Origin of the sequence: Arthrobacter sp. BL-252-APC-1A (assembly GCF_009696625.1) — a bacterium.
Taxonomy (GTDB): domain Bacteria; phylum Actinomycetota; class Actinomycetes; order Actinomycetales; family Micrococcaceae; genus Arthrobacter_B.
Genome location: NZ_VULS01000004.1, coordinates 85,461 through 111,104, shown reverse-complemented (window position 1 = coordinate 111,104; position 25,644 = coordinate 85,461). Strand labels below are relative to the sequence as shown.

Annotated in this window: 17 protein-coding genes; 7 read left to right on the top strand and 10 right to left on the bottom strand. The window is 65.8% G+C overall.

The window, feature by feature from the left end; all coding sequences use genetic code 11:
- Positions 1-18: 18 nt before the first annotated feature.
- The 6 genes from FYJ28_RS07885 to FYJ28_RS07860 all read right to left on the bottom strand — a co-directional run bounded on the left by FYJ28_RS07885 (position 19) and on the right by FYJ28_RS07860 (position 11,810).
- The gene (locus FYJ28_RS07885; protein WP_055240340.1) at positions 19-990 is read right to left on the bottom strand and encodes an AAA family ATPase; all 972 of its coding nucleotides are present in this window, start codon (positions 988-990) and stop codon (positions 19-21) included.
- Positions 991-1,036: 46 nt separating this feature from the next.
- On the bottom strand, positions 1,037-7,138 hold the full coding sequence (locus FYJ28_RS07880; RefSeq protein ID WP_154578919.1) for an Ig-like domain-containing protein: 6,102 nt from the start codon (positions 7,136-7,138) through the stop codon (positions 1,037-1,039).
- 1,143 nt (positions 7,139-8,281) lie between these two features.
- Positions 8,282-9,346, bottom strand: a complete 1,065-nt coding sequence (locus tag FYJ28_RS07875) for an adenylate/guanylate cyclase domain-containing protein (RefSeq protein ID WP_229780353.1) — start codon at positions 9,344-9,346, stop codon at positions 8,282-8,284.
- Positions 9,347-9,416: 70 nt separating this feature from the next.
- Positions 9,417-9,980 carry a PH domain-containing protein gene (locus FYJ28_RS07870; RefSeq protein WP_055240338.1) on the bottom strand — a complete coding sequence of 188 codons (564 nt, stop codon included), beginning with the start codon at positions 9,978-9,980 and terminating at the stop codon, positions 9,417-9,419.
- Between the two features lie 28 nt (positions 9,981-10,008).
- On the bottom strand, positions 10,009-10,896 hold the full coding sequence (locus tag FYJ28_RS07865) for a biotin--[acetyl-CoA-carboxylase] ligase (RefSeq protein WP_154578918.1): 888 nt from the start codon (positions 10,894-10,896) through the stop codon (positions 10,009-10,011).
- A gap of 62 nt (positions 10,897-10,958) precedes the next feature.
- On the bottom strand, positions 10,959-11,810 hold the full coding sequence (locus FYJ28_RS07860) for an SDR family oxidoreductase (protein ID WP_154578917.1): 852 nt from the start codon (positions 11,808-11,810) through the stop codon (positions 10,959-10,961).
- A gap of 335 nt (positions 11,811-12,145) precedes the next feature.
- Between FYJ28_RS07860 and FYJ28_RS17110 the strand changes: the two genes are divergently transcribed.
- From FYJ28_RS17110 to FYJ28_RS07830, 6 genes are all read left to right on the top strand, one after another.
- Positions 12,146-12,556: a hypothetical protein gene (locus FYJ28_RS17110; RefSeq protein ID WP_195840629.1), complete on the top strand. Its 411-nt coding sequence runs from the start codon at positions 12,146-12,148 to the stop codon at positions 12,554-12,556.
- A 650-nt stretch (positions 12,557-13,206) separates the two neighbouring features.
- On the top strand, positions 13,207-14,802 hold the full coding sequence (locus tag FYJ28_RS07850) for an acyl-CoA carboxylase subunit beta (RefSeq protein ID WP_154578916.1): 1,596 nt from the start codon (positions 13,207-13,209) through the stop codon (positions 14,800-14,802).
- Positions 14,799-15,071, top strand: a complete 273-nt coding sequence (locus tag FYJ28_RS07845; protein ID WP_235472033.1) for an acyl-CoA carboxylase subunit epsilon — start codon at positions 14,799-14,801, stop codon at positions 15,069-15,071. The genes FYJ28_RS07850 and FYJ28_RS07845 overlap by 4 nt, the downstream gene beginning before the upstream one ends.
- Positions 15,072-15,140: 69 nt before the next feature.
- Complete coding sequence (locus tag FYJ28_RS07840; RefSeq protein ID WP_055242002.1) at positions 15,141-16,808, top strand: DUF885 domain-containing protein; 1,668 nt, start codon at positions 15,141-15,143, stop codon at positions 16,806-16,808.
- A gap of 230 nt (positions 16,809-17,038) precedes the next feature.
- Complete coding sequence (locus FYJ28_RS07835; RefSeq protein ID WP_326831593.1) at positions 17,039-18,484, top strand: dicarboxylate/amino acid:cation symporter; 1,446 nt, start codon at positions 17,039-17,041, stop codon at positions 18,482-18,484.
- Between the two features lie 87 nt (positions 18,485-18,571).
- The gene (locus FYJ28_RS07830) at positions 18,572-19,195 is read left to right on the top strand and encodes a Maf family protein (protein WP_326831592.1); all 624 of its coding nucleotides are present in this window, start codon (positions 18,572-18,574) and stop codon (positions 19,193-19,195) included.
- Positions 19,196-19,558: 363 nt separating this feature from the next.
- Here FYJ28_RS07830 and FYJ28_RS07825 read toward each other — a convergent pair whose 3' ends face one another.
- Together FYJ28_RS07825 and FYJ28_RS07820 are read right to left on the bottom strand one after the other, a co-directional pair.
- Positions 19,559-20,077: an endonuclease domain-containing protein gene (locus FYJ28_RS07825; RefSeq protein ID WP_326831591.1), complete on the bottom strand. Its 519-nt coding sequence runs from the start codon at positions 20,075-20,077 to the stop codon at positions 19,559-19,561.
- Between the two features lie 72 nt (positions 20,078-20,149).
- A complete protein-coding gene (locus FYJ28_RS07820; RefSeq protein WP_154578914.1) occupies positions 20,150-20,383 on the bottom strand; it encodes a hypothetical protein in 234 nt (77 codons plus the stop codon).
- Between the two features lie 321 nt (positions 20,384-20,704).
- On the opposite strand from FYJ28_RS07820, the gene FYJ28_RS07815 reads away from it, so the two are divergent.
- The gene (locus FYJ28_RS07815; RefSeq protein WP_055240332.1) at positions 20,705-22,489 is read left to right on the top strand and encodes an acetyl/propionyl/methylcrotonyl-CoA carboxylase subunit alpha; all 1,785 of its coding nucleotides are present in this window, start codon (positions 20,705-20,707) and stop codon (positions 22,487-22,489) included.
- 59 nt (positions 22,490-22,548) lie between these two features.
- Here FYJ28_RS07815 and FYJ28_RS07810 read toward each other — a convergent pair whose 3' ends face one another.
- A complete protein-coding gene (locus tag FYJ28_RS07810; protein ID WP_055240331.1) occupies positions 22,549-23,949 on the bottom strand; it encodes an MFS transporter in 1,401 nt (466 codons plus the stop codon).
- A gap of 246 nt (positions 23,950-24,195) precedes the next feature.
- Complete coding sequence (locus tag FYJ28_RS07805) at positions 24,196-25,599, bottom strand: NAD(P)H-quinone dehydrogenase (protein WP_055240330.1); 1,404 nt, start codon at positions 25,597-25,599, stop codon at positions 24,196-24,198.
- Positions 25,600-25,644: the final 45 nt, after the last annotated feature.

The following is a 25,644-nucleotide window of genomic DNA, read 5'->3' as shown; positions in this document are numbered from 1 at the left end:
TGCGGCACGGTGCCGGGCCTAGGCGTTCACACGCTGCTGCGGCGCGGCGGTGGAAGCCAGGACCTGTTCCAGCACGGCCGAGGCAGTCGCTCCGGCAAACTCAGCTTCCGGGTCCATAACCAGGCGGTGGGTAAACACGCTGGGGGCGAGCGTCAGCACGTCGTCGGGCAGGACGTAGTTCCGGCCTTCCGAGGCGGCCCAGACTTTCGCGGCCCGGACCATGGCCAGCGCGCCGCGGACGCTGACGCCAAGCCTCGTCTCGGGTGCGTCACGGGTGGCTGCGGTCAGGTGTGCAATGTATTCGAGCACGGAGGTGTCGGTGTGCACGGTCGCGGCGAGGTCGGCCATGTCCCGCACCGCCGCGGACGTGATGACAGCGGCAAGCGCCGTGGTCCGGTCCCGGGTGGCGGAGCCTGCCAGCAGCTCCACTGTTGCGGCGTGGTCCGGGTAGCCCATGGACGTCTTGATCAGGAACCGGTCCAGCTGCGCTTCGGGCAGCCGGTAGGTGCCGGCCTGCTCGATTGGGTTCTGGGTGGCGATGACCATAAACGGGCGTTCCTGCGTGTAGGTGGTGCCGTCCACGGTGACGCGGGATTCTTCCATGACTTCCAGCAGTGCGGACTGGGTCTTGGGCGAGGCACGGTTGATTTCGTCCGCCAGGACCACGTTCGCGAAGATCGGGCCGCGGTGGAATTCGAACGCCTGGGTTTTCTGGTCGTAGATGGTGATGCCGGTGACGTCGGAGGGCAGCAGGTCCGGGGTGAACTGAATGCGGGACGTGGTTCCCTGCACGGTGGCGGCCAGGGCGCGGGCCAGCATGGTCTTGCCGGTGCCGGGAGCGTCTTCGAGCAGCACGTGGCCCTCGGCGAGCATGGACGTGAGGATCAGCCGAACGGCCTGGGGCTTACCCAGGACCGCCTTGCCGACGTTGGTGACCAGCTGGGCGAAGGTCTCGGCGAACCAGGCGGCCTGTTCTTCGGTCATGGACATGGTGGTGTTTCCCCTAGGTGGTGCGGACGAGGTGGTGGAAGCCGGTTCAGCATCGGCCCATCCCGCCGGGCGGGTTGTTGCCGAAGCTGGTGTGCGTGCCCTTGATGTGCAGGCCGTCGTTTTCCGGGCGGCCGGAGTGCTGGCGGTACCAGATGGCTCCGCCGCCGCGCACGATGTAGCAGCGGGTGTCGATGCGGTCGCCGTGGTAGGCCCAGTGGTTTCCGAGGCAACGGCGGTCGCCCGTGTAGTTGGTGGAGCCCACAGGGTCCATGCAGGTCCGCCGGTCTCCCGTGGAGAGCTGGTTGCCCACCGTCAGGGTCCAGGTGGCCGGCGGCGGTTGGCTGCCCGTCCGGGCGGACGCGGACACTTCGGGTCCGGGGGTTCCCTGGGAATTCAGGACCCGCACGCGGATGCCGTGGTCCTGGTTGTAGCCGTCACCGACGCTGCGGCTGCCGGAAACTCCCACGTTCTCCCAGCCGCCGCCGTTGACCGAGATCTGGACCTGCGCAACATCGTGCGCGTTCTGGTCGGGCGGGCCCCAGGACAGTGTGGCGGTCCGGCTGCCCTGTCCCCCGTTAGACCCCGACGCCGACGGCGTTCCGGGGCTGCCGAACACCTTTACCGCGCCCGAGGCCGCTGAAGCAGGGCTGTCATAGGAGGAGCCGTCGGAGTTCACCACTGCTGTGAGCTGTGCGGTGACGCTGGCCCCGTTGCCGAAACCGGTGATCTCCTGTCCGTTGCTAACCATCATTGACCGGCCGTCGCTGAAGCTGGCGCGGTAGCTGATTTCCTCGGCGCGCGCACCGTTGCGTGCGCTGGCAGAGAGCGGTGTAAAGGTAATGGTGAGCGCTCGTCCCTCGGCTCCGGTGCGCGACGCAGCCAGTGCCGGAGCTGCCGGTGCGTCCGGTATGCCTACTGCACGGCGGGGTGCAGAGGCGGGCCCCCACTCGCTCCAGCCCGCCTTGTTCCTGGCGCGGGCCGAGTAGGAGTAGTCCTGCTCCGAGTTGTCCACGCGAATGGTCATGTTCGAGGTGGCGCCGGCCTCATGTGTACGGACCAGCGTTGAGCCACGGAACTCGCGGAGCTGGTAGGCGGTGACGTCGGCACCGTTGGCAGCGGCGTCGGGCCAGTCCACAGTGAGCTGGCTCTGCACGCCTACCGGGTTGGCCCTGGCCGTCGTCGGTGCACCGGGAGCTGCGGGAGCTCCGGCGGGTACTTCCGGGGAGGAATAGTCACTGAAGCCGGACGGTTCCGGTGCGGCGTTCCGTGCCTGCACGCGAACCCGGTAGCTGGTGCCGTTGGACAGCCCGGTCCAGGTGGTGCGCGTCATGGATGCAGGGACGGTTTTCTGTGCGGTGCCTCCGGGCGGTGCCGGAGAAATCTGCAGGTCGTAGCTCTCAATGGGCGACCCGTCGTTCGCCGGTGCCGTCCAGGAGATGTCCAGCTGTTTGTCCCCAAACGCCAGGACCGGCGGGGCCGGCTGGGCAGGCTGCGTGTCCGGGCGGGCGGCAGCGGACTGCGGGGACGGGTCGGAGGTACCGTTGGCGTTCGTGGCGGTGACGGCGAACGTGTATTCGACGTTGTTTGTCAGCCCGGTAAGTGTGCAGGTGGTCGCCCGGCATTCCTGGGTGAAGCCGCTGCTGCCGGTAACGGTGTAGCCGGTGATGGGCGAGCCGTTGGCGGCAGGCGGGTCCCAGGCGAGGACCACCGTGCGGCTCCGGGTGCTTTCAACAACGGGAGTCGACGGCGGATCCGGGCGGCCCTGGACGGAAAGCCGGATCTGGGCCGACGCCTGCCGGTCGGCCTGGCCGGTCTTGTCCTCCACCCGGTACTGCACGCTCATGCTGCCCACGAACTCGGCGTCGGGGGTCACCACGATCGAGTCCCCCTGCACTTCTGCGGTTCCATTGCCGTCAGCGGTCGCTTCCACGATCTGCAGCGGAGTATCAGGGAAGGGATTGTCGTCGTTGGCCAGCACATCCACTGTTACCGGACGGCCCTGGACAGCGTCGTCCACTGAATCGTCGGAAGCCACCGGGAGTGGTCGGGTGGAGGCGAGGACAGTGAGGTCCACACGCCCGGGCACCGGGTCGCTGCGCCCGTCCGTAACGGTGACGGCCAGCTGGCCCAGGGTGCCGACTGCGGCGTCGTCCGCGGCGGCGACCTGGAGAACAGTGCCGGAAAGCCGGGCTTCAAAACCCTCCGGAACCGGGCCCGCCAGGGCGAATGAAAGCCTGCCGGCGTCCTCCGGGTTGGGATCGGACGCCAGCGGTGCCAGGTCCAGCGTGAGCGCGTCCTCACCCTTGGCGGCTTCCAGCGAACCGGGGCTCATGGCCGGGGGCAGGTTCTGCTCCGGCAGCGGGGTCACGTTGACCAGCACGGTGAGGGTGGTTTTGAGCCCTTCGGGATCATCCGGTCCGGTACCATCCGTGACTTCGAAGGTGATGGACCCCATGCCGACGTAGTCTTCGTCGGCGGTGTACGCGAGTGTGTCTTCGTCAGTGACCCAGGTGTCCCGGTTGGAGGAGCCGATGGCGCTGACCTTCGCGGTTTCGGTGATGCGCGGTGTCCTGCCCTCGCGCACGTCTACCAGATCCCGCAGTTCAAGGTTCAGGGTGTCCCCCGCCTGCACTTCCTGGACGGCGCTGCTGCGCAGCGTGGGGTACTGGGCGCTCAGGCCCGGCACCCAGAGCACTGCGGTGGCCGTGCCGCCGTCCATGTCCTGCACGGTGTAGGGAATGGCCTGGGCTTCCTCGAGCAGCTCCACCCGCACGCTGTCCCCCACCACGGAAGCCGTGGTCCGGGACGGGTCCACGGAAACCTCCAGGTCTTCGGCTACGCCGTCGGGATCCTCGTCATTGTCCAGGACGGCGGCATCCACCGCAGTGCGTCCACGGATCTCTGAGACTTCCACCCGGTCATCGCGGGCAATGGGGGCCAGCAGTTCAGCGTTCGGGTCCGAAACAGCGGCGACGTTGCCGTTGGCGGTTCCGCCGCGGTTGTCCCTCACTGCGTAGCGCACGTTGTAGGTGCCTGCTTCTTCGGGCACGGTGAAGCGAACCCGCGGACCGTCGGCCCGGACCTCCATGCCGGCAGCCTGGGTAGTGACGCCGTCGGGGACCAGGGAGATCGGGTCGCCGTCGGGGTCCGAGTCGTTTTCCAGGACCGGAACGGCGACTTCGCGTCCGGGACGCACGGTAACGGCGTCATTCACGGCCACGGGCTTCTGGTTGGCCTCCGCAGCGGGAGCGATGCCCACCCGGACTGTTCCCGAATTCACCAGTCCCAGCCGGTCGCGCACCGTGTAGGTGAAGGAGTCGGTCCCGGCACCGGAGGCAGAGGCTGTGTAGTCGATGTAATCCGGCCCGGGAACAGCTGCCCCCTGGGCCGGAGCGGCCGCAATACCGTCCAGGAACACCGAGTCGCCGTCGGCGTCGAGGCCGTTCAGGGGAACGGGGATGCGCACGGTGGTTCCCCCGATCGCCCGGCCTTCCAGGTTCCGAGGCACCGGCGGGGTGTTCTTCTCGTCATCGCGGGGACGGATGTTGATGCGCACCTGCGCGGAGTCGCTCTGCCCGGTGGAATCCTGGACCTCGTAGATCGCGTACACCGTCTTGGCAGTGTCCCCCGCGACGAAACGGAGCGTGTTTTCTGAGACGAACAGCTGTCCGTCCAGTGGATCGATGCCCTGGGCCAGCACCGGGTTCAGGGTCAGTTCGTCGCCCGTCGGCGAAGAATCGTTGTCCAGGACGGCAATGTCCACAACATCTCCCACCCGGACGGTGGCGGTGTCCGCCGAGGCGGAGGGAGGCAGCAGCGTCTCCGGCGGTTCAACGGGCAGCACGCTGACCTCGCCGCTGGCACTGGCTGTGCCGTTGGAGACGGTGTAGCGGATGGTGCCCTGCTGCTGAAGTCCGCGCACGTCGTGGATCTGCAGGATGTTGTGGTCCAGCACCTCCACGTCCAGCGGTGAACTGGCTCCGGCGTTGACCGACTGGACCACCAGCACACCGCCGGTCGGGTCGGTGTCATTGCCCAGTACATCCACCAGCACACTTCCACCGCGGGGCAGCAGTGCTACGTCGCGGACTGCCACCGGGGCGCCCTGCCGGCCGGACTCCGCGGCATCAACGCGGATGAGGCCGCCGGCGCTCTGCGGCCCGTTGGTGACCAGATATTCAAGGTAGTGGGTGCCTGCCGCCGCAGGCGTGAACGAGACGGCACCGGTCTCATAGTTGGGGACCAGCGCCGAACCGTCTTCTTCTTCGGCATTCACCCTGGCCAGGCTGAGCTGTCCGCCGGCCGGATCCAGGTCATTTTGCAGCGGGTAGAGCGTCACGGGTTCCCCGACGGTGGCGGTGAAGTGGTCGAAATTAGTTACCGGCGGCAGCACCCCTGCGGGACGGACATCGAACGTCACGGTACCGGCGGCGGTTTCAGATCCGTCGGACACAGTGACTGCAACGTCCTTGACTCCCTGGGTCTTGCCGATGTCGCGGAAGGTCAGGAGTCCGTCGGAGCGGGTGCGGACCTGGTCGCCGTCCGCGGTCGGTTCCGCTGAGACGAGAACCAGGTCGTCGCCGTCTGGATCCATCCAGTCATTAAGGATGTTCTGGCTGACGGATTTGCCCTCTTCCACCAGGATCCTGGTGGACCGGCGAGCTTCAGGGGGACTGTTCTCTCCGGCGCCCAGCACCTGCACGGTAGCGGTAGCGGACGCGGTTCCGCCGCGGCCGTCCGCCACCTCGTAGCTGAAGGAGCTGGTACCGGCCGCCTCGGGCGGCACCACGATCTGCAGACCGGCGCCGTTGTAGATTTCCTGGACTGTTCCGGCTGCCGGCTGCTCTCCGGCGGGCCGGACAGTGAGCAGGTCGCCGTCCGGATCGGTGTCGTTGTCGAGGACGTTCAGGATAGTGGTCCGCCCGGCGCGGACGCCAAAGCGGTCGTCGGATGCCACCGGGGGACGGTTTTCCGCGGTGCGGTCCGGGAGCGTGTTGACCGGGTTTTCGCTGGCAGATTCTTCTTCGTCGTCCGATGATTCCTGCTTGGGCGGGATGACGTCCCCCCAGTTGTCCACCAGCTGCATGTTCTCCAGCACCAGCCACACGTTGCCGCCGTTGATGTCATTGAGCACCACCACGGAGCGGTTGACTCGGAAGACCAGCTCGGAGGAAGCACCCACGCCCGGAATGTCCTCGCGGACGTCGTCCGTATCATCTGCGCAGTCGCGCAGGTAAGTACCTGCCCCGGTCCAGGCTGCGTGCACACAGCCGTCGACAAGCACCGGCGGCGCGGGGGTACCGGCGTCGCCAATCTCGGTGACAGTGGCTTCGGACCCGTTCAGCGGCTGCTTGATCAGGGACGTTCCCGTGGCCAGGACAACGAAGTCCGCCTCGGGGCCGGAATCCTGAAGCTGCGCGCCGCGGGTGTCTGCGAAGCCAACGCTGCGCCCACCCGGGAGCAGCAGGGTTCCCGATTCGGCATCGAACGCCACCGGCTTGTTCCCCACCGCGGCCACCTGAACGTCGCCAAAGCCCTGAAGCTCCTCGACGTCCGTGGTTTTCGGTTCACCGTAGCTGCCGTCAGCGGCTACGTCATAGGTATGGATCCGGCCGCCGCGCGGGTCAGCGATCACCGCCGTCCCTTCGGGCGATACATCAGCGGCGGCACCAGGCGAGTTCTCCAGTACCGGCTCTGCCTCGGTTTCGCTGAAGAAGGGAAGGGACCCGGTACTGGTCAGCCAGACGCTTCCGGTCGCCGGGTCGGTTATGGCCACGGCGGTGCCGCCCTGGCTAAGGACGGCCGACGCCGGGAGCTGCACTTCGGTGCCGCGTGCCACGTTGGCCACGTCTACGGGCGAAACCTTGGCCTGGTCCGAGTTGGTGTGGAAGACGGTTTTTTCGTGCTGGGTGACATCGAAGCGGTCGCTGTTTGAGGCATAGGCGCCGTCGAGCATCCTCGAAGGGTAGTTGAGGTGGCCCACCATGCCCTGGGTCTGGTTGGTGACCCAGACACCGCCGTCGTTCAGGTCCACGTCAGCGCTGGCGAAACCGGGGTAAAGGATCGCAGTGGCGACCAGAGCGCCTGCTGCTGCCACGGCTGCGCCGGCCGAGATGGCTTTCCGGTGCGCACGCAGACGCGCGGGCACAGCCCCCCTCAATGCTGACACGTGCTTCCCCCTGTTGCGGTTCCCCAAGACCTTGCCGGCTTCCAGCGCCCTGTATGTACGGTGTCCAGTCGCACGGCAGTGGCAGAACGGCAGGCAGACGGACTTAGTGTCGCATATAGCTAAGGTTCCTGCCCAAAAAGTTAAGGTTGCTGTCTAATCCAGGTGGGCTGTGATTCCGGATGGTGCTGAATCCGTGTGTACGGGGCGCTGCGGCTGGTGTCGGGGCCGGCTGGTGTCGGGGGCCGGTCCGGTCGGGGCCGGGCCGGTCGGGGTGGGGCCGGTCGGGGTGTGGCCGGTCGGGGCCGGGCCAGTCGGGGCCACCGAGGCTGTGGCTGCTCTTGGCACGCGGCTGAAGGAGCCGTGACTCTTCCGTCCGCAAGGTGCCGACTGCGGAGGTCTGCCGGGCTGGGGCGTTCATCCAGTGGTGAGATAAGGCCGTTTAGGAACCCGTCACAGAATCCTTTGCTGCAATAACGTCGTTTTCAGGTTGTGAAAGCGACGTTATTGCGCCACAGGACGAACGAGCGTCTTCGAAAATGGCGTTATCGCGACAATGGATAACAGAGGCCGATCCGCCTAGCCTCCGACCCGGAGCACAGGAAGATCCACCCGGCAACACTCGCCCAGGACCCCTGCCGGGTGCGGCCGCGCAGCCGCGGTGCTTTCCCTCCGTCTTGGGACATGCCTGCCACTTTGGGACTTTCCTTCCGTGGCGCCGCGCAGGAAAGTCCCAAACCGGCAGGGAAGTCCCTAAGCTGGCGGAAAACGGAGTCCGAGGGTGTCCCGTTAGGGAGGATTGTCCCAAAAGGCAGGGAAATGCCCGCGCCAAGCTGCCCCAAACGGAGGCATGTCCCAAAGTGGAGCAAATGAGCCCGGGGATCCAATCCCACACCGACGTCGCCGCCGCCGCCGCCGCCGCCAAGGACCGTAACGGCAGGCCAGCGTCCAGCTCAGCTCGGCAGCGGGCCCGGATGAACGAACGAACGAACCAGACGAAGTCATACGCACACGGCCGCCGAGGAACGTCGCCGCCGCCCTGCATCCGGTCCAAGCAGCCCGCACACGACCAGGAATGACCGGATCAGCCCGGCAAACGTCCCCGGTCGAGCCGCCGGGAAACCCCTAGTCCAGGACCAGTCCCGGACCGGTGCCGCGGGCCAGGGTCACGGGGTGAATCTCCCCGAACCCGCGTACGTTGCGCGGAGAGTGCGGAATGAGGATGAAGCGGTCGTTGTTGCGCAGCGCTGCGGCGGTTGAAGCATCAGTCAGCACTGTGCCGGGCTCGGCGAGCGAAGTCAGCCGAGAAGCGAGGTTTACGGTGGGCCCGTAAATATCGCCGAGCCGGGAGAGCACCCGGCCCCACACCATGGCCACACGTGCCGACGGCAGCAGCTCATCCTCGGTGAACGCCTTCGCCAGAGCCAGGGAGATTTCAGCTCCGGCTTCAGGGGTCTCGGCGTTGAAGAGCACTTCGTCACCGATTGTCTTGACCAGCCGGCCGCCGCCCACGGAGATGATCTCGGAGCACTTGTGCTCGAAACGCTGCACCATCTGCGCCAGGGTCTTCTCATTCATCTGGCGCGAGAGGCTGGTGTAGGAAACCAGGTCAGCAAAGCCGACGGCGCGGGCCAGCGGCAGCGGGTTGTCGTCCGTTTCCCCTTCATGGCTGGCCAGCCCGGCTTCGGCACGGAGCGCGAGCCGCTGGATCGCGGCGTTCAGCTGCCGTTTCCAGGCATAGACCAGCGTCTTTTCAAGCGGCTCAATCAGGTCCGGAAGCGCGGCCACAAGCTTCTTGCGTGCCTCGGCGTCGGTAATCCCGCGCTGAACCACCATTTCCTCGACCAGGGCTTCGATCTGCCACACCACCATGCGGTCGGTCATCTGACCGATGGACCTCATGATGGAGATTGCCGCTTCTTCGGTCAGCTGCTCGTCACGGACCAGCTGGATCACGGTGCTCAGCGCGTCGCGGTCGGCCTCGGTGAAGAACACGGCGTCGTCGTCAAGGTTTGGGAAACCCATGGCCCGCCAGAGCTTGCGGGCAGAGAGCAGGGAGACGCCGGCGCCGGCGGCGGCCTCGCGCCGCTTGAGCGTGCGGGGCCCGCCAATCAGCTGCGCCTCAAGCCGGCGCACGTCTTCACGGTCGATCGTTCCCGACGCGTCCGGATTGACTGGTTTCTCCGGCATCGGCACCGCATTCATCGACAGTGTCAGCGGCTCGGGCTCGGCGGCACCGTCCGGTGCGTCCTGGCCCTGCTCACTCATCGGTGCTCCATTCGTCTTCGTAGACCGCGCTTCCTTCAATATCTACACCATCGAACATAACGGTCATCGGCAGGTCTTCTATGGTGGCCAACACAATCGACTTGAACCTGTGCACTTCCGGAACCGACGGGTAGTCGATAACCCTCCCTCTCCCCAGGTCCACGCGCAGGGTCCCGGCACGCTGCATGCGTTGCAGTATCCCCTGCCTCGCTTCCAGCTGATAGACCGAGGCGAGGGGAAGGTCGTGTTCGCGCCGTCTCAGTACGCCGCGGCGGTGGATCATCCTGCGGTTGGTGAGAACGTAGCGGGTCGTGTTCCAGCGCAGCACGGCCGGGACGGAAAACCTCAGCAGGACCAGAAACACCAGCAGAACGACTGCGGGACCCAGCACCGGCGCCCAGTCCAGCAGCTCTGACGGAGCACTGTCCCTGCCCAGATAACCGAGCACAAATCCGCCGGCAGCACAAGCAACCACAGCGAGCAGGACAGGTCCAGCCAACGGCCCTGCGTGGGGCCGTGCCGAAACGATCACCTGTTCGCCGGGCTCCAGCCTCATCCGCACCGGAATCCGGGGAATCGAACACTCATGCTTCTGACGGCCTCAAGTGGATGACGTCGGCTGCCGTGATGGCCTGCCGGACTCCGGCCTCCGAGTCGACGATCACCAGTCCGCCGTCGGCAGCAAGCTCGACGGCACGGCCTACTACCTCACCGCCGCCGGGAAGATGCGCACGGACCCTCTGGCCGAGGGTCACCATCCGCTCGGCGATGTTGTCCCGCAGGGATCCGTCCCCGGACCAGGGTGCCGAGGCGTCGCCGTCAACGGCGCAGAAGGCGCGGTAGTCCAGGTTCAGCTGGAGCAGGAAATCCTGCAGCAGGACGTTCCGGTCCGTGGTTGAGGCGTACTCCATCAGCAGGCTCGTGGCCGTGGGAACGGGCTGATCCTCATCCGTCAATGAGACGTTCAGGCCCACACCAACCACGACGGCGGGAGGGTTGCCTGAGCTATCCGGGACCAGCTGCGCCAGGACCCCGGCCAGTTTGCGTCCGTCAACCAGTACGTCATTAGGCCATTTGAGGCGGGGGGCGACGCCGGTCCGCGCTGCCACGCTCTTGGTCAGCGACAGTGCTGCCAGCAGGGACAACCATGCGTAAGACTGCGTGGGCAGTGGCCGCCCGGCGGGATTAACGGGACGCAGCAGCACGCTGACGAAGAGCGAGGACCGCTCCGGAGCTTGCCAGGAGCGTCCCATACGGCCGCGCCCTGCGGTCTGCAGCTCAGCCGTCAGCACGGACATGTCCGGGTACTCGGACGGCACCAGCCGTGCGAACTCTGCCAGATCAGTATTGGTTGAGCCGGTTTCGGCAATAACGTCCAGGCGTGCCAGCGGGCCGACCGGTGCTACGAGGCTTGCACGGAGACGCTCCGGCTCCAGGGGCGGACGCTCCATGCTGGAGTAGTGCAGGTGCATGCTTTCGATCTTACGCGCCCCCTCCCCCACTCCCTTTGGGACCCGCTGGCAGCGCTCCCGGGTTAAAGGAAGAAATCCGCCATCAGCTTGTCTTCCGGGGCGCCCAGGCTGTACTTCGTGAAGTCCGTGACGCCTTCCTGGCGCAGCACCTCTTCATCCGTATAGAAGTTGCCGGTCGCCTCACGGCCGGAGCGCGTCAAAATGGCATGCGCGGCGTCGGCCATGATGTCTGCACTGCGGGATACCCGTGCCAGTTCGGAGCCGCCGGGCATGTTCCGTATGGCTGCGGTGTCGATGGACGTGCACGGCCACAGCGAATTCACGCCAATGCCGTCCTTCCTCAGTTCTTCTGCCAAGCCGAGGGTGGTGAGGGACATTCCATACTTGGCCATGGTGTAGGCCAGGTAGCTGCCCGCCCATTTCGGGTCCAGGTTCAGCGGTGGCGACAGAGTCAGGATGTGCCCGTTGTCCGATTCGCGCAGGGCCGGCAGCGCAGTCTTGGACAGCAGGAAAGTTCCGCGTGCGTTGATGTCCTGCATGAGGTCGTAACTCTTCATGGTCACGTCGTCGGTCTTGCGCAGGTCGATGGCTGACGCATTGTTCAGCACAATATCGATTCCACCGAACTGCTCCACTGTGGCAGCCACGGCATTCTCGACGTCTTCGTCGCGGCGCACGTCGCCAATGATCGGCAGGGCCTTTCCGCCGGCAGCTTCCAGTTGTTCGGCCGCGGTGTAGACGGTGCCTTCCAGCTTGGGGTGCGGCTCGCCGGTCTTGGCGAGCATCGCGACGTTGGCCCCGTCCGCAGCCGCCCGCAGCGCGATGGCCAGGCCGATTCCCCGGCTGCCGCCGGACATCAGGATGGTACGTCCGGCCAGCGAACGCGGAGAGGAGGATGCTGTGTTCGAAGTCATACGGACAGGGTAATGCACCCGCGGAGAAAATGTTACTCGCCAGTAACATCCGCGGGTGCGCCCCGGTTAGGACTAGCTGTGGTTTCCTCTCGGACGCATCGTCAGCGCCAGAGCTGCGGCCCCGGCAATAAGCGCGCCGAGCGCTACAACCATCAGCCCGGTGGATGAGGACGAACCTTCGATCCCCGTATCAGCAAGGGCAGTCTGGGTGACGCAGCCACCGGGGCCACGAAGGGTTCCGCCCGGGGCCGTTGTTACAGCGCCCCCCGGTGTTCCCGGCAGTCGACCCGGCCGTAGCCCCGTCGCCACCTGCAGCTGCACCGCCTGGACCTGAAGTGCTGCCCGCAGCAGCGGGACAGACGCAGGAGGACGAATCAGCGGCAGCGCCGCCGCCGGTTGCGCCACCGCCGGTTCCGGTCGGCGTCGTTGTGCCGGTTCCGCTTTGGGTTGCCGTGCCGGTCGGCGTACCGGTGCCCGTATCAGTCGCGGTTGGGGAGGTCGTTTCCGGCGTGGGGGTTGTCGTCTCCGGCGTCGGCGTCGTGGTCTCCGGCGTGGGGGTTGGCGTTGGAGTTGGGGTGGGCGTCGTCGGGGTGGGCGTCGGCGTCGGCGTCGTGGTCTCCGGCGTGGGGGTTGGCGTTGGAGTTGGGGTGGGCGTCGTCGGGGTGGGCGTCGGCGTCGGGGTCGGGGTGGGGGTGGGACACGGAGGCGGAGCCTTGCAGCCGTTGGCCAGGACCGCCTGGTTGTAGGGGTCAGCCCACGCGGCACTGCCCGGATAGTCCTCGAACGGCGGAATGATGTCCCCTGCATGGGAATCGTGTCCCTGCTTATAGACAGATGCCGGGTCCACAGTGATTGAAACGTAAGGATTCGAGGCGGACGACGTTGCGTGGCAGAGGGTTACCTTCCCGCCCGGAGGAGCCCCACCTGGGCGGGTGCGGCCGCCCCCTGGGCCGGCCCGGCTATGCCGAGGACCAGCAACGCGAGGATGGCCGTAAAGGAGAGAATGTGAAACCGGAAGAGGCGGATTCTGTGCATGACCTGCTCCTCGCAATCGTCTGTACTGCGTGTGTCAGAGAGGATCCGGAGACTGGGCGCCTTTCGTCGAGACTACGTGTGCCCCACGCGCCTAAACAGGGTATGGAGACGGACTGCTCCAAGTAGTCCGCAAGTTTCCTGCGAGTGTCCGGCCAGTCTGCGGTTGTCAACCCGCCGGCAGCTTCAGGCAGGCCAAGGCACGCAGACACAAATTGTAGGTTTCCTACACCCGGCATGCGTGTTGGTCCTCACTAGACTGGGTGAATCGCCCGCACGCTTGTAAGAAACCTACTGAACCGGCTGTGCGGCCCTTGGGGTGGCGATCCACCTGCCATCCGTCAGACCCAGCACCGGAGAGTAAATGAGCATCGACCAGGACATCGATCTGCAGACGACCGCCGGGAAGATCGCCGACTTCCGGCGCCGCCAGGCCCAGGCCCGGGTTCCTTCCGGCGAGGCAGCTGTTGAGAAGCAGCACGCCCGCGGGAAGCACACGGCCCGAGAGCGCATTGACCTGCTGCTGGACGAAGGCTCGTTTGTTGAATTCGACGCCCTGGCCGTGCACCGTTCCACAGCGTTCGGCATGGAAAAGAAGAAGCCCCTGGGCGACGGCCTGGTCTCCGGCTACGGCACAGTGGACGGCCGGCCCGTGGCGGTCTACAGCCAGGACTTCACCGTCTACGGCGGCTCCCTGAGCCAGGTCAACGGCGAGAAGATCGTCAAGGTCCAGGAGTTTGCGCTCCGCAACGGCTGCCCCGTCGTCGGAATCCTGGACGGCGGCGGCGCCCGCATCCAGGAAGGTGTTGCTTCCCTGGCAATGTTCGCCGATATCTTCCGCAACAATGTCCACGCTTCCGGCGTCGTACCCCAGATCTCCCTGATCATGGGTCCCTCCGCCGGCGGCGCCGCGTACTCCCCCGCCCTCACCGACTACGTCGTGATGGTGGACAAGACCTCCCACATGTTCATCACCGGCCCCGACGTCATCAAGACAGTCACCGGCGAAGACGTGGACATGGAAACCCTCGGCGGCGCCCGCCAGCACAATGCCACCACCGGCACCTCCACCTACCTCGCCTCGGATGAAGAGGACGCCGTGGACTTTGTCCGCGAGCTGCTGGACTTCCTGCCCAGCAACAACCTCGCCGAAGCTCCCCTGGCACCCTTCGACCAGGACGAAGAAACCAACGACGGCGACCTGGCCCTGGACGCGCTCATCCCCGACTCGGCGAACCAGCCGTATGACATGCGCACCGTCATCGAACAGGTGGTGGACGACGCCCACTTCCTGGAGATGCAGGCCCTCTACGCCCCGAACGTCATCATTGGCTACGGCCGCCTGGAGGGGCACACGGTAGGCGTGGTGGCCAACCAGCCGCTGCAGTTTGCCGGCACCCTGGACATTGCCGCCTCGGAAAAGGCAGCCCGGTTTGTCCGGCACTGCGACGCGTTCAACATCCCCATCCTGACCTTCGTGGACGTGCCCGGTTTCCTGCCCGGCAAGGACCAGGAGTTCCAGGGCATCATCCGCCGCGGAGCCAAGCTGCTCTATGCCTACGCTGAGGCGACAGTTCCCAAGCTGACCGTCATCACCCGCAAGGCCTACGGCGGCGCGTACATCGTCATGGGTTCCAAGAAGCTGGGCGCGGACCTGAACCTTGCCTGGCCAACCGCACAGATCGGCGTCATGGGGGCGCAGGGGGCGGTGAATATCCTCTACCGGAGCCAGCTTGCAGCTGCCGCAGCCGACGGGCGCGACGTAGAGGAAGCCCGCCAGGATTACATCACCGCGTATGAAGAAGAACTGCTGAATCCCTACCAGTCGGCAGAACTGGGGTACGTGGATGCCGTGATCGCGCCGTCCGAAACGCGGCTGCAGCTGATCCGCGGACTGCGGGTCATGCGTGAAAAGCGTGCCACTCTGCCGCACAAGAAGCACGGGAACATTCCGCTGTGAGCATTTTCGAGCCAGACGGCACCCCCGCTTTCCAGGCCCCGCCCGAGCCCCTGCTGCAGGTTCTTTCCGGCAACCCGACGGAGGAAGAACTCGCGGCGCTGACCGCCGTCGTTATTGGCCTGGGCGCCGGTTCCCCGGACTCTGTCCAGGCCAGCGGATCCGCGTCCGGGCTGGATCCAGCGCGCAACCGCAGGGCATGGACCCGGCGCCGTGCGCTGAGCCTGCAGCCCATGCCAGGGCCAGGTTCGTGGCGGCGCAGCTACCGCTGACGCGCTACGCTCGGACGTGTGACTGAACAGACAAACTCATCAGATACCCTGTCCAACGCCGCCTCGCGCATGCCCACCGCGATTGATGCCGTCGCCGAAGCCTTCACGGAGAACCTCCTCTCCCTGGATCCTTCCTTCGCGACTTCCCTGGGCATTCCCGGCCATGAAACGGAGTACGCCGACTACTCCCCCGCCGGGCTGGAATCCATGGCCGAGGCCATGCGCGAAACCCTTGAGCGGCTGGAAGACCTCCAGCCTGCGGACGACGTCGACCGCGTAACCCTGGACGCCATGCGCGAACGCCTTGGGCTGGCCCTGGAAATCCATGCATCCGGCTGGGATCTGGCCGACCTGAACAACATTGCGTCCCCCGCGCAGGACATCCGGGCCATCTTCGACCTCATGCCCACGGACACCGTGGAGGCCTGGGAACACATCTGCGGCCGCCTGCACAACGTTCCCGACGCCGTCGCCGGGTACATCACCTCGCTGCGCAGCGGTGCCGAGCAGGACCGGATTGCGGCCCGCCGCCAGGTGAAGATCGTCATGGAACAGGCCACGAAGTATGCCGAGGACGGTGGATTCTTCGACGCCTACACCTCCGGCGCCAAGCTTCCGGACGGCTCCGCCCTGCCCGAGCAGCTGCAGGCTGCCCTGAAGGAAAACTCCGACGGCGCCCGTGCCGCCTACCGCTCGCTGGTGAACTTCCTGGAAACCGAGCTGCTGCCCGCGGCGCCGGAAAAGGACGCCGTCGGTGCGGAACGCTATGCGCTCTTCTCCCGCCAGTTCCTCGGCTCAGCCGTGGACCTGGAAGAGACCTATGCCTGGGGCGTGGCAGAGCTGGACCGCATCATTGCCGAGCAGGAGAAGGTGGCGAACCAGATCAAGGAAGGCGCCTCCGTCCGCGAAGCCATGGAACTGCTCGACGCCGATCCCGAGCGCCAGCTGCACGGCACCGCCGAGCTGCAGGCCTGGATGCAGGAACTCTCCGACCGCGCCGTCGCGGAGCTCTCCGAAACACACTTCGAAATCACCGGGCCCATGCGCCGGCTTGAGTGCATGATCGCGCCCACCAACGAGGGCGGCATCTACTACACCGGTCCGTCCGAGGACTTCTCCCGTCCCGGCCGCATGTGGTGGTCCGTCCCCGAGGGCGAAGACACGTTCACCACGTGGAAGGAAACCACCACGGTCTACCACGAGGGCGTTCCGGGCCACCACCTGCAGATCGCCACGGCCACTGCGGCCAGGGAAACCCTGAACAGCTGGCGCCGCAACGTCTGCTGGGTCTCCGGCCACGGCGAAGGCTGGGCACTGTACGCCGAGCGGCTGATGGAGGAGCTCGGCTACCTCTCCGATCCCGGGGACCGGATGGGCATGCTGGACGCCCAGCGTATGCGCGCAGCCCGCGTGGTCTTCGACATCGGCGTGCACCTGGAACTTGAAATCCCCGAGCGCTGGGGCACAGGTACCTGGACTCCGGAGAAGGGATATGACTTCCTGAAGCAGAACATCGCCATCTCCGAAGGCCAGCTGAACTTCGAGTTCACCCGCTACCTCGGCTGGCCGGGACAGGCACCGGCCTACAAGCTGGGCCAGCGCCTCTGGGAGCAGATCCGCGACGAAGTGCGCAGCCGCGAAGGCGACGCCTACGACGCGCGGACCTTCCACACCCGCGCCCTGCGTCTGGGTTCGGTAGGCCTGGACACCCTGCGCCGGGCGCTGCTGGAAAACTAGCGCCTGCCTGAACGCCCGGCCGGGTTTCCGGCCGGGCGTTTTTGCTGCCATGGATGGTTCTCCAGTGGGACAATCGTCACAGCGCCCACGGGAATAAGGGCGGACATCCGCGGTCCCGCGCCACAGAACGCGTTTTCGGCTCGCAATTCCAGGGATGACCAACTCCGCGGACCGTAACATTTCGCAATCTCAAAAAGGCTCTGCTAAGAAACCCCGTCTAGCATCGACGGGTGACATCACCACAGACAACCCCACAGTCCCCCGCCGCCGCCGAGACCCGGCGCAGGCTTCCACGCTGGGCCACCTCCTTTGGTCCGCAGATCATCGCTGCCCTGCTGATCGGCCTTGGCCTGGGCCTGCTGGCGAAGAACATGGGCACCGTCGGCGGCGAACCCAACTGGCTCACCACCACGCTGTCGACCATCGGCTCGAGCTACGTCTCGCTGCTGAAGGCCGCCGTCGTTCCCCTGATCTTCACCGCCGTCGTCAGCTCCATCGCCAACCTGCGCCAGGTTTCCAATGCTGCGCGCCTGGCCTGGCAGACGCTGCTCTGGTTCGCCATCACTGCACTGATCGCCGTCGCAATCGGCATCGCGCTTGGCGTGATCCTGCAGCCCGGCGCCAACGCTGATGCCACCGCCCCTGACGGGTACGACGGCGGCACCGGCAGCTGGATCGGTTTCCTCACCGGCCTGATCCCGGGTAACTTCCTGGGCCTGACCGCCTCCACCAGCGAAACCCTGACGACCACTCTGAACTTCAACGTGCTGCAGGTGCTGGTCATCGCAATCGCCGTCGGCATAGCTGCCCTCAAGGTCGGCAAGCCTGCCGCACCGTTCCTGGCGCTGAACGCTTCCGCGCTGGCCGTTATCCAGAAGGTCCTGTGGTGGATCATCCGTCTGGCCCCGCTGGGTACCGTTGGCCTGATCGGCCGCGCTGTCGCAACCTACGGCTGGGACACCATCGGATCCCTGGGCACCTTCACGCTGGCCATCTACCTGGGCCTGGCAATCGTCCTGTTCGTGGTCTACCCCGTGCTCATCAAGGCGCATGGCCTCTCGGTCCGCCAATGGTTCTCCGGCGCCTGGCCGGCCATCCAGCTTGGCTTCGTCTCCCGGTCCTCGGTGGGTACCCTGCCCCTGACGCAGCGGGTCACCGAACGAAACCTCGGTGTACCCCGTGCGTATGCTTCCTTCTCCGTGCCGCTGGGTGCCACCACCAAGATGGACGGCTGCGCGGCGATCTACCCGGCCATCGCGGCGATCTTTGTGGCACAGTTCTTCGGCATCGACCTGAACATCGGGCAGTACCTGCTGATCGCCGTCGTTGCAGTCCTGGGCTCCGCGGCAACCGCCGGAACCACCGGCGCCGTCGTCATGCTCACCCTGACGCTCTCAACTCTGGGGCTGCCGCTCGAAGGCGTGGCGCTCCTGCTGGCCGTCGACCCGATCCTGGACATGGGACGCACCGCGGTGAACGTGGCCGGACAGACTGTTGTGCCGACCATCGTTGCCAAGCGCAACGGCCTGCTGCTGCCGGAGCTGTACAACGCCAAGCGCAACGGCGACCCGTTCGACGACGATTCTGAAACGATTACACCCGATCCTTCGGAACTTCCTGCGCAGGAGGACGCTTCCTCCTCATCCGTTCCTGCAGGATCCGCGTCCAGAGGGTAAGGTTTTTCCTGCTCGCACTTTCAAAAGAACGGTCGTCCCACTGCTGGGGCGGCCGTTCTTAGTTTTCTCGGCCATTAGGCTGGAGGCGTGATTGAACTGATTCTTGCTTCCGCATCCCCGGCCCGCACCAAGCTGCTCGACAATGCAGGCATAGCCCATCGGGTGATGGTGTCCGACGTCGACGAGGACGCGGTAACTGCCCGCTACGGCCTCACCGACCCGCACGACACCGCACTGCTGCTGGCCCGCGCCAAGGCCGAAGCAGTGGCATCGCTCCCCGAAGCCGAAGGTGCCCTGGTCCTGGGCTGCGACTCGGTGTTTGAGTTCCAGGGCGAGGCACACGGGAAGCCGTGGGAGGCCGACGTCGCCCGCGAACGGATCCGGCGGATGAGCGGCACCTACGGCGTCCTTCACACCGGCCACTGGCTGGTGGACTGCCGCGACACCGACGAAGACGGTTCCGGTGCCACCCTTGGTGCCGTCAGCTCGGCCGAGGTCCACTTCGCCAAGCTGCTCGACGACGAGATCGAGGCTTACATCGCCACCGGTGAACCGCTGCAGGTTGCCGGCTCCTTTACGATCGATTCCCTGGGCGGTGCCTTCATCGAGAAGGTTGTTGGTGATCCGCATGCCGTCGTGGGGCTTTCGGTCTCGACGCTTCGCCATCTGCTGGCCAGTGCCGGCGTCGGGGTTACTTCGCTCTGGAAGTAGGCCGCTTCGGTGGCCGGGGCTGCACCGGGGCCGGTGGGCCGGGCGAGCCGGGGTGAGCTGGCGCGGCTCTGTGGCCGGGCGAGCTAGCGGCGCCGGGGTGAGCTGGCGTGGCCGGTTTCAGGCACGTTCCGCGCCGCTGCCCGCGTCCCGAAACCCACCGCTGGCAACCTCCGGCCCAACCTTTTTGCAGATAACGTCCCTTAGAGCCCTCTGTGCCCAACCCTCGTGCAGATAATGTCCCTCTGGTTGCCCCAGAGCAGCGATATCGCACCGAGACTTCCCGCGGACCCCTTCTAAGCTGCGTTATCTCACCGAAGGTTACGTACATACAGGTCTGTCCCAGCCCCTCAACCTCCCAGCGGGTCACCCCTCCGGGATCCAGCCCCCGAGCTTGAGTCCGCGGGCCACCTTCGCCGCAACCCAGCTGCTGCCGCGTTGCATGTCCCCGCTCGAAACCTTGACCTGGTGCCATCCGAGCTCGCGTACCAGGAGGTCCCGGTTGTGGTCCCTCAACTGCTGTTCGCGGGTCAGGTGGTGTTCGCCGTCGTACTCCACACAGGTGCGGAACTCCGGACAGCCGAGGTCGGCCCACACCACAGGACGGCCGGCTCCGTCCAGCAGTGGACAGCTCGGCCGGAACTCCGGCAGGCCGTTTTTCTGCAGCATAAGGCGAAGGTAACTTTCCTGTGGTGAGTCCACCCCGGACCGCAAAAGACCGACAGCGATCCGTGCAGTGCGGATTCCCGGCACGCCCCGCAGCTCCGCTACGAAGTCCTGCAGTTCGTTCAGCGCCACCAGGGCTTGCCGCGGATACCCGAAGCTGCGTCCATGTGCCGAGACCAGCCAGTCGCCCGCGGCGACCAGCGCGGGAAGCGGCAGCACTCCGCCGAGGTCAAACCATGTCCGCGCGGGCGACGTGACACGGATCCCCGGCAGGGGGCTGAGGATGTCCCCTCAACGGAGCGCCAGCCGGTGACCCCGGATGTGCCTGCGTCTCGCAGCGGGCTTCGCCGGTTCCCGCGCCAGGTGCAGCACCGACTCGTGCCGGTATAACGCCGGCAGCGGCATCCCGTGCAGCCTCGCCGCAGTTGTGTGGCTGAGGACAGCATCGGGCAGGAGCTCGAGGTACGGCCTCGCCCGGGCCGTGAGGTCCCCGTCATCACCGGCATTGCCGGACAAACGCGGCACGCGGATCCCCCGGCTCGGGATCCGGAGGTCTGATGCCCGCAGCCGCCCATCACTGAGCCCAAGGTCCCGCGCCTCGGAGATCAGGAAAGGCCCGGACAACGACGGCGGGAGCGGCTTGGGTAGGCGCAGCCCCCACTTCTACCTGCTGGTCCGGCGGAGCCGGAGTTATCCACAGACGCAAACATGTCTCCGGGCTGGGCGACACCTTTGTAGGGTCCCCACAACGAAAGCCGTCGCCCCACGCAGAAACAGCACGGTTTATGGCGGGAGACAACAAAACCGCGCTACGCTCCCAAGAGATCAAAGGAGCCAGTGCATTTCATGAGCCAGAACACCCCCGCCCCACTGGGCAAGGTCCTGATTGCCAACCGCGGAGAGATCGCCGTCCGGATTATCCGGGCCGCACGCGACGAGGGCATCGGCACGGTCGCCGTCTACGCCGATCCGGACAGGGATGCACTCCATGTCCGTCTCGCTGACGAAGCGTTCGCCCTGGGCGGCAGCACGGCTGCTGACTCCTACCTGGACATGGACAAGGTCCTGGCCGCGGCAACGCGCGCGGGAGCCGACGCCATCCACCCCGGCTACGGGTTCCTGTCCGAGAACGCAGAGTTCGCCCGCAAGGTGATCGATGCCGGACTGACCTGGATTGGCCCGTCGCCCGAAGCCATCGAACAGCTCGGCGATAAGGTCCAGGCGCGGCACCTCGCTGCAAAGGTTGGCGCTCCGCTGGTTCCGGGCACCCCGGATCCCGTCACAAGCGCCGACGAAGTCCTCGCCTTCGCGCAGGAACATGGGCTGCCCGTTGCCATCAAGGCCGCCTTCGGCGGCGGCGGACGCGGCATCAAGGTTGCCCGCACGCTTGAGGAAATCCCCGAACTGTACGACTCCGCCGTACGGGAGGCCACAGCTGCCTTCGGCCGCGGCGAATGCTTCATCGAACGATTCCTCGATGCACCGCGTCACGTTGAGACCCAGTGCCTGGCCGATGCGCACGGCAACGTCGTCGTAGTCTCGACACGAGACTGCTCGCTGCAGCGCCGCAACCAGAAGCTGGTAGAAGAGGCCCCGGCACCGTTCCTCACCGAAGAGCAGACCCGCAGCCTCTACGAATCCTCCAAGGCGCTGCTCCGCGAGGCCGGCTACCAGGGCGCGGGAACCTGCGAGTTCCTCGTGGGCACGGACGGCACCATCTCCTTCCTCGAGGTGAACACCCGCCTGCAGGTGGAACACCCCGTTTCCGAAGAAGTCACCGGCCTGGACCTGGTCCGCGAACAGTTCCGGATCGCCCGCGGCGAAGAGCTTGGCTACACCGATCCCGAAATCCGCGGCCACTCCATCGAGTTCCGCATAAACGGCGAAGACGCCGGGCGCGGGTTCATGCCCTCCCCCGGCACCGTTGAAACCCTGCGCCTGCCCACCGGCCCCGGCGTCCGCGTCGACTCGGGCATCGAAGCCGGCGAAACCGTCGGCGGCAACTTCGACTCCATGCTCGCAAAACTGATCATCACCGGCGCCACCCGTGAGCAGGCGCTGCAGCGTGCCCGCCGCGCCCTGCAGGAAATGGAAATCACCGGCCTGCCGACTGTTCTCCCGTTCCACGCAGCAGTTGTCTCGGACCCCGCATTCGCACCGGAACAGGGCCCGTTCAGCATCCACACCCGCTGGATCGAGACCGAATTCAACAACACGATCGCGCCGTTCAGCGGTGAGCCGGCAAACGGAAACGACGACGACGCCTCCCGCCAGCGCCTCACGGTTGAGGTGGGCGGCAAGCGCCTTGAGATCACCCTTCCGGCCGGTTTGGCACAGCTTTCCGGCCGCGGCTCGGCATCCTCAAACGGCAAGCAGCGCAAGGGCCGCTCCCGGTCCGCGACTGCTGCGGCAACGGGCAATGACCTGACGTCCCCGATGCAGGGCACAATCGTAAAGGTGGCGGTCGAAGATGGTGCGCAGGTAGCCGAAGGCGACCTGGTGGTGGTGCTCGAAGCCATGAAGATGGAACAGCCCCTTACCGCCCATAAGGCCGGCACGGTCAGCGGACTGACCGCAGCGCCCGGTGCCACGGTGTCTGCCGGGGCCGTCATCGCCACAATCCTGGACTAACCGCAGCAAAGAGGCCCGGATCCAATCGGATCCGGGCCTCTTGCGTACCAGCGGTGGAACTAGCTGGAGTGGTTTACGTAGTCCACGTCCTTGGTTTCGCGGGTAACCCACAGCGCAATGAACGTCAGCACGGCCATCGAGGAGAGGTAGATACCCACTAGCCAGGGGCTGCCGTCAGCAGCCTGCCACAGCGCCACTGCGATGAACGGGGCAACAGCAGCACCGAGGATCGAGGAGACGTTGTAGGCGATCGCCGAGCCGGTGTACCGGACGTTAGTCGGGAACAGCTCCGGCAGCACAGCACCCATCGGCCCGAAGGTCAGACCCATCAGCGTGAAGCCGATGATCAGCAGTGCCATGGTGCCCACGAATCCGCCGCCGAACAGCGGGTCGAAGGCGAAGCCGAATACGAAGATCGCTGCAGTGACCCAGAGCAGGGTCTTGCGGCGGCCGTACTTCTCCGCGAGCGGACCGGCAACCATGGTGAAGATGCCGAAGAAGACGACGCCGACGATCAGCATGATCAGGAAGTCGTTCCGGGCGTAGCCCAGGCCGGAAGCGAAGGCATCCGGGTCGAAGGCCTTGCCTGCTGCTTCCGCCTTGGCCGCAGCTTCTTCCTCAGTCTTGGCAGCGGTGCCGTAGGAGAGGGTGAAGGTGGTCATCAGGTAGAAGAGCACGTAGGTGGCCAGCATGATGAAAGTGCCGGCAATCATCGGGCGCCAGGAGAACTTGAACGCGGCAGCCAGGGGCAGCTTGCTCACTTCGCCGGAGTCCACAACCTTCTGGAAGGCCGGAGTTTCAACCAGCTTCAGGCGGACGTACAGGCCGATGATGACCATGACGGCGCTGGCCAGGAACGGGATGCGCCAGCCCCAGGACATGAACTGCTCTTCAGCCAGGTTGAAGCTCAGGATCAGGAACAGGCCGTTGGCCAGGATGAAGCCGATCGGAGCACCCAGCTGCGGGAAGGTGCCGTAGATGGCGCGCTTGTTGGCCGGGGCGTTCTCGGTGGCCAGCAGTGCGGCACCGGACCATTCGCCGCCGAGTGCCAGGCCCTGGGCGAAGCGCATGACCACCAGCAGGGCCGGAGCCCAGAAGGTCCAGCCGTCCATTGTTGCGGTCGGCAGGCAGCCGATGAGGAACGTGGCGATACCCATGGTCAGCAGGGACGCCACCAGGGTCCCCTTGCGGCCGACCTTGTCTCCGAAGTGGCCAAAGACGATTGAACCCAGCGGCCGTGCAATAAAGGCCACGCCAAACACGGCGAAGGAGCTCAGCAGTGCGGTAACGCCTTCCGCATTCGGGAAGAAGAGAATCGGGAAGACCAGGACCGCAGCCGTCGCGTAAACGTAGAAGTCGTAGAACTCGATGGAGGTGCCGACCAGGGACGCTACGATCACGCGTCCGCGGGAATTGGCCGGGGCCTTTTCGGTCTCGGCACTTGGAGTGTTAGTTGACATGGCAAGTCTTTCGGGTGCGGGTTGGAAAGTAGGTTCATCCTAAAACCCCGCGTCCGCCATTCGGACATCTGTCCACAATGTGGACGTAACGTTGGACAAACCCTGATTTTCCGCGCAAAAAAGCCCGCCTCAGGAACCTGGATTCATCCGGAAGCGGGCTTCCTCTCCTATCCAGATAACAGAAACTGCCCGTATCAGACCTGATACGGGCAGTTTCTGTTATCTCGTTTGTGGAGGTGGGAACCGCTAGATGTGCACGTGCAGGCGGCGTGCTGCCTCGGAGATGGACCCGGTCAGCGACGGGTAGACCGTGAAGGTGTTCGCCACGTCGTCGACGTGCAGTTTCTGCGTGACGGCCAGTGCGATCGGGAAGATCAGTTCGGAGGCACGGGGGCCGACGACGACGCCGCCGATCACCGTTCCGGATCCCTTGCGGGCAATGATCTTCACGAAGCCTTCCTTCACGTCCATCATTTTTGCCCGCGCGTTGGTGTGCAGCGAGAGCTTGATGACGTCGCCCTGGTAACGCCCCGCGTCCACGTCGGCTTCGGAAACACCCACCGAGGCAATTTCCGGCGAAGTGAAAATGTTGGACGCTACGTGCTTGAGCTTCAGCGGCTTGACGCTGTCCCCCATCAGGTGGGCAATTGCGATGCGTCCCTGCATGGCGGCCACGGAGGCCAGGTTGAACACGCCGGTGCAGTCACCGGCAGCGTAGACGTTAGGAGCGGTGGTGCGGGAGACGCCGTCGACCTTGATCTGTCCGCGGTCATCCAGCGCGATGCCGGCTTCCTCCAGCCCGATACCCTGTGTATTCGGGATGGCGCCGACGGCCACCAGGCAGTGGGAGCCTTCCACGGTGCGTCCGTCGGAGAGCGTGACGAGCACGCCGTCGCCCGTGTTCTTCACCGAATCTGCGCGGGAGCGGGAGAGAACGGTCATGCCGCGGGCCTGGAACACGTCCTCCAGGACGCGGGCGGCATCGGCGTCCTCGCCGGGAAGCACGCGGTCGCGGCTGGAGATGAGGGTGACGCGGGCACCGAGCCCGTTGTAAGCGGAGGCAAACTCGGCACCGGTTACGCCGGAGCCAATCACGATCAGGTGCTCAGGCACCTCGGTCAGGTTGTAGATCTGCTTCCAGGTGAAAATCCGCTCGCCGTCCGGCATGGAGGTTTCCAGCTCGCGGGGGTTGGCTCCGGTAGAGATCAGCAGTGCTTCGGCGTCCACCGTAGTGACGGTGCCGTCCTCTGCGGTGGCCTCAATGGTGTGGTTGTCCAGCAGGCGTCCGTTGCCCAGGACCACCTTGACGCCCATCCGCTCGAGGGTTCGGCGAATATCGTTGGACTGCTCGCGGGCCAGCGCCAGGAGGCGGTGGTTGACCATCTTCAGGTCAGCGGCCACCGGCTGGGCGTCGCCAAAGTCCACGCCAAGGTTGGAGGCGGAACTGAAGCGGGTCATCACGTCAGCGGTGGCGATGAGGGTTTTGGAAGGAACGACGTCGGTGAGGACGGCGGAGCCTCCCAGCCCGTTGCGCTCAACGATGGTGACGTCCGCCCCCAGCGATGCTGCCACCATGGCGGCCTCATACCCGCCGGGGCCGCCGCCGAGGATTGCGATTTTTCGGGCAGTGAAATCTAGTTGGCTCGTCACAATTGTCCATTCTGTCGCATCCGGGGATGCCGCTCAAACGAGCCG

Coding starts and splice junctions, on each gene's coding strand:
- FYJ28_RS07885 (WP_055240340.1), bottom strand. CDS start 990: ATGTCCATGACCGAAGAACAGGCCGCCTGGTTCGCCGAGACCTTCGCC.
- FYJ28_RS07875 (WP_229780353.1), bottom strand. CDS start 9,346: ATGCCGGAGAAACCAGTCAATCCGGACGCGTCGGGAACGATCGACCGT.
- FYJ28_RS07870 (WP_055240338.1), bottom strand. CDS start 9,980: ATGAGGCTGGAGCCCGGCGAACAGGTGATCGTTTCGGCACGGCCCCAC.
- FYJ28_RS07865 (WP_154578918.1), bottom strand. CDS start 10,896: ATGCACCTGCACTACTCCAGCATGGAGCGTCCGCCCCTGGAGCCGGAG.
- FYJ28_RS07860 (WP_154578917.1), bottom strand. CDS start 11,810: ATGACTTCGAACACAGCATCCTCCTCTCCGCGTTCGCTGGCCGGACGT.
- FYJ28_RS07850 (WP_154578916.1), top strand. CDS start 13,207: ATGAGCATCGACCAGGACATCGATCTGCAGACGACCGCCGGGAAGATC.
- FYJ28_RS07840 (WP_055242002.1), top strand. CDS start 15,141: ATGCCCACCGCGATTGATGCCGTCGCCGAAGCCTTCACGGAGAACCTC.
- FYJ28_RS07815 (WP_055240332.1), top strand. CDS start 20,705: ATGAGCCAGAACACCCCCGCCCCACTGGGCAAGGTCCTGATTGCCAAC.
- FYJ28_RS07810 (WP_055240331.1), bottom strand. CDS start 23,949: ATGTCAACTAACACTCCAAGTGCCGAGACCGAAAAGGCCCCGGCCAAT.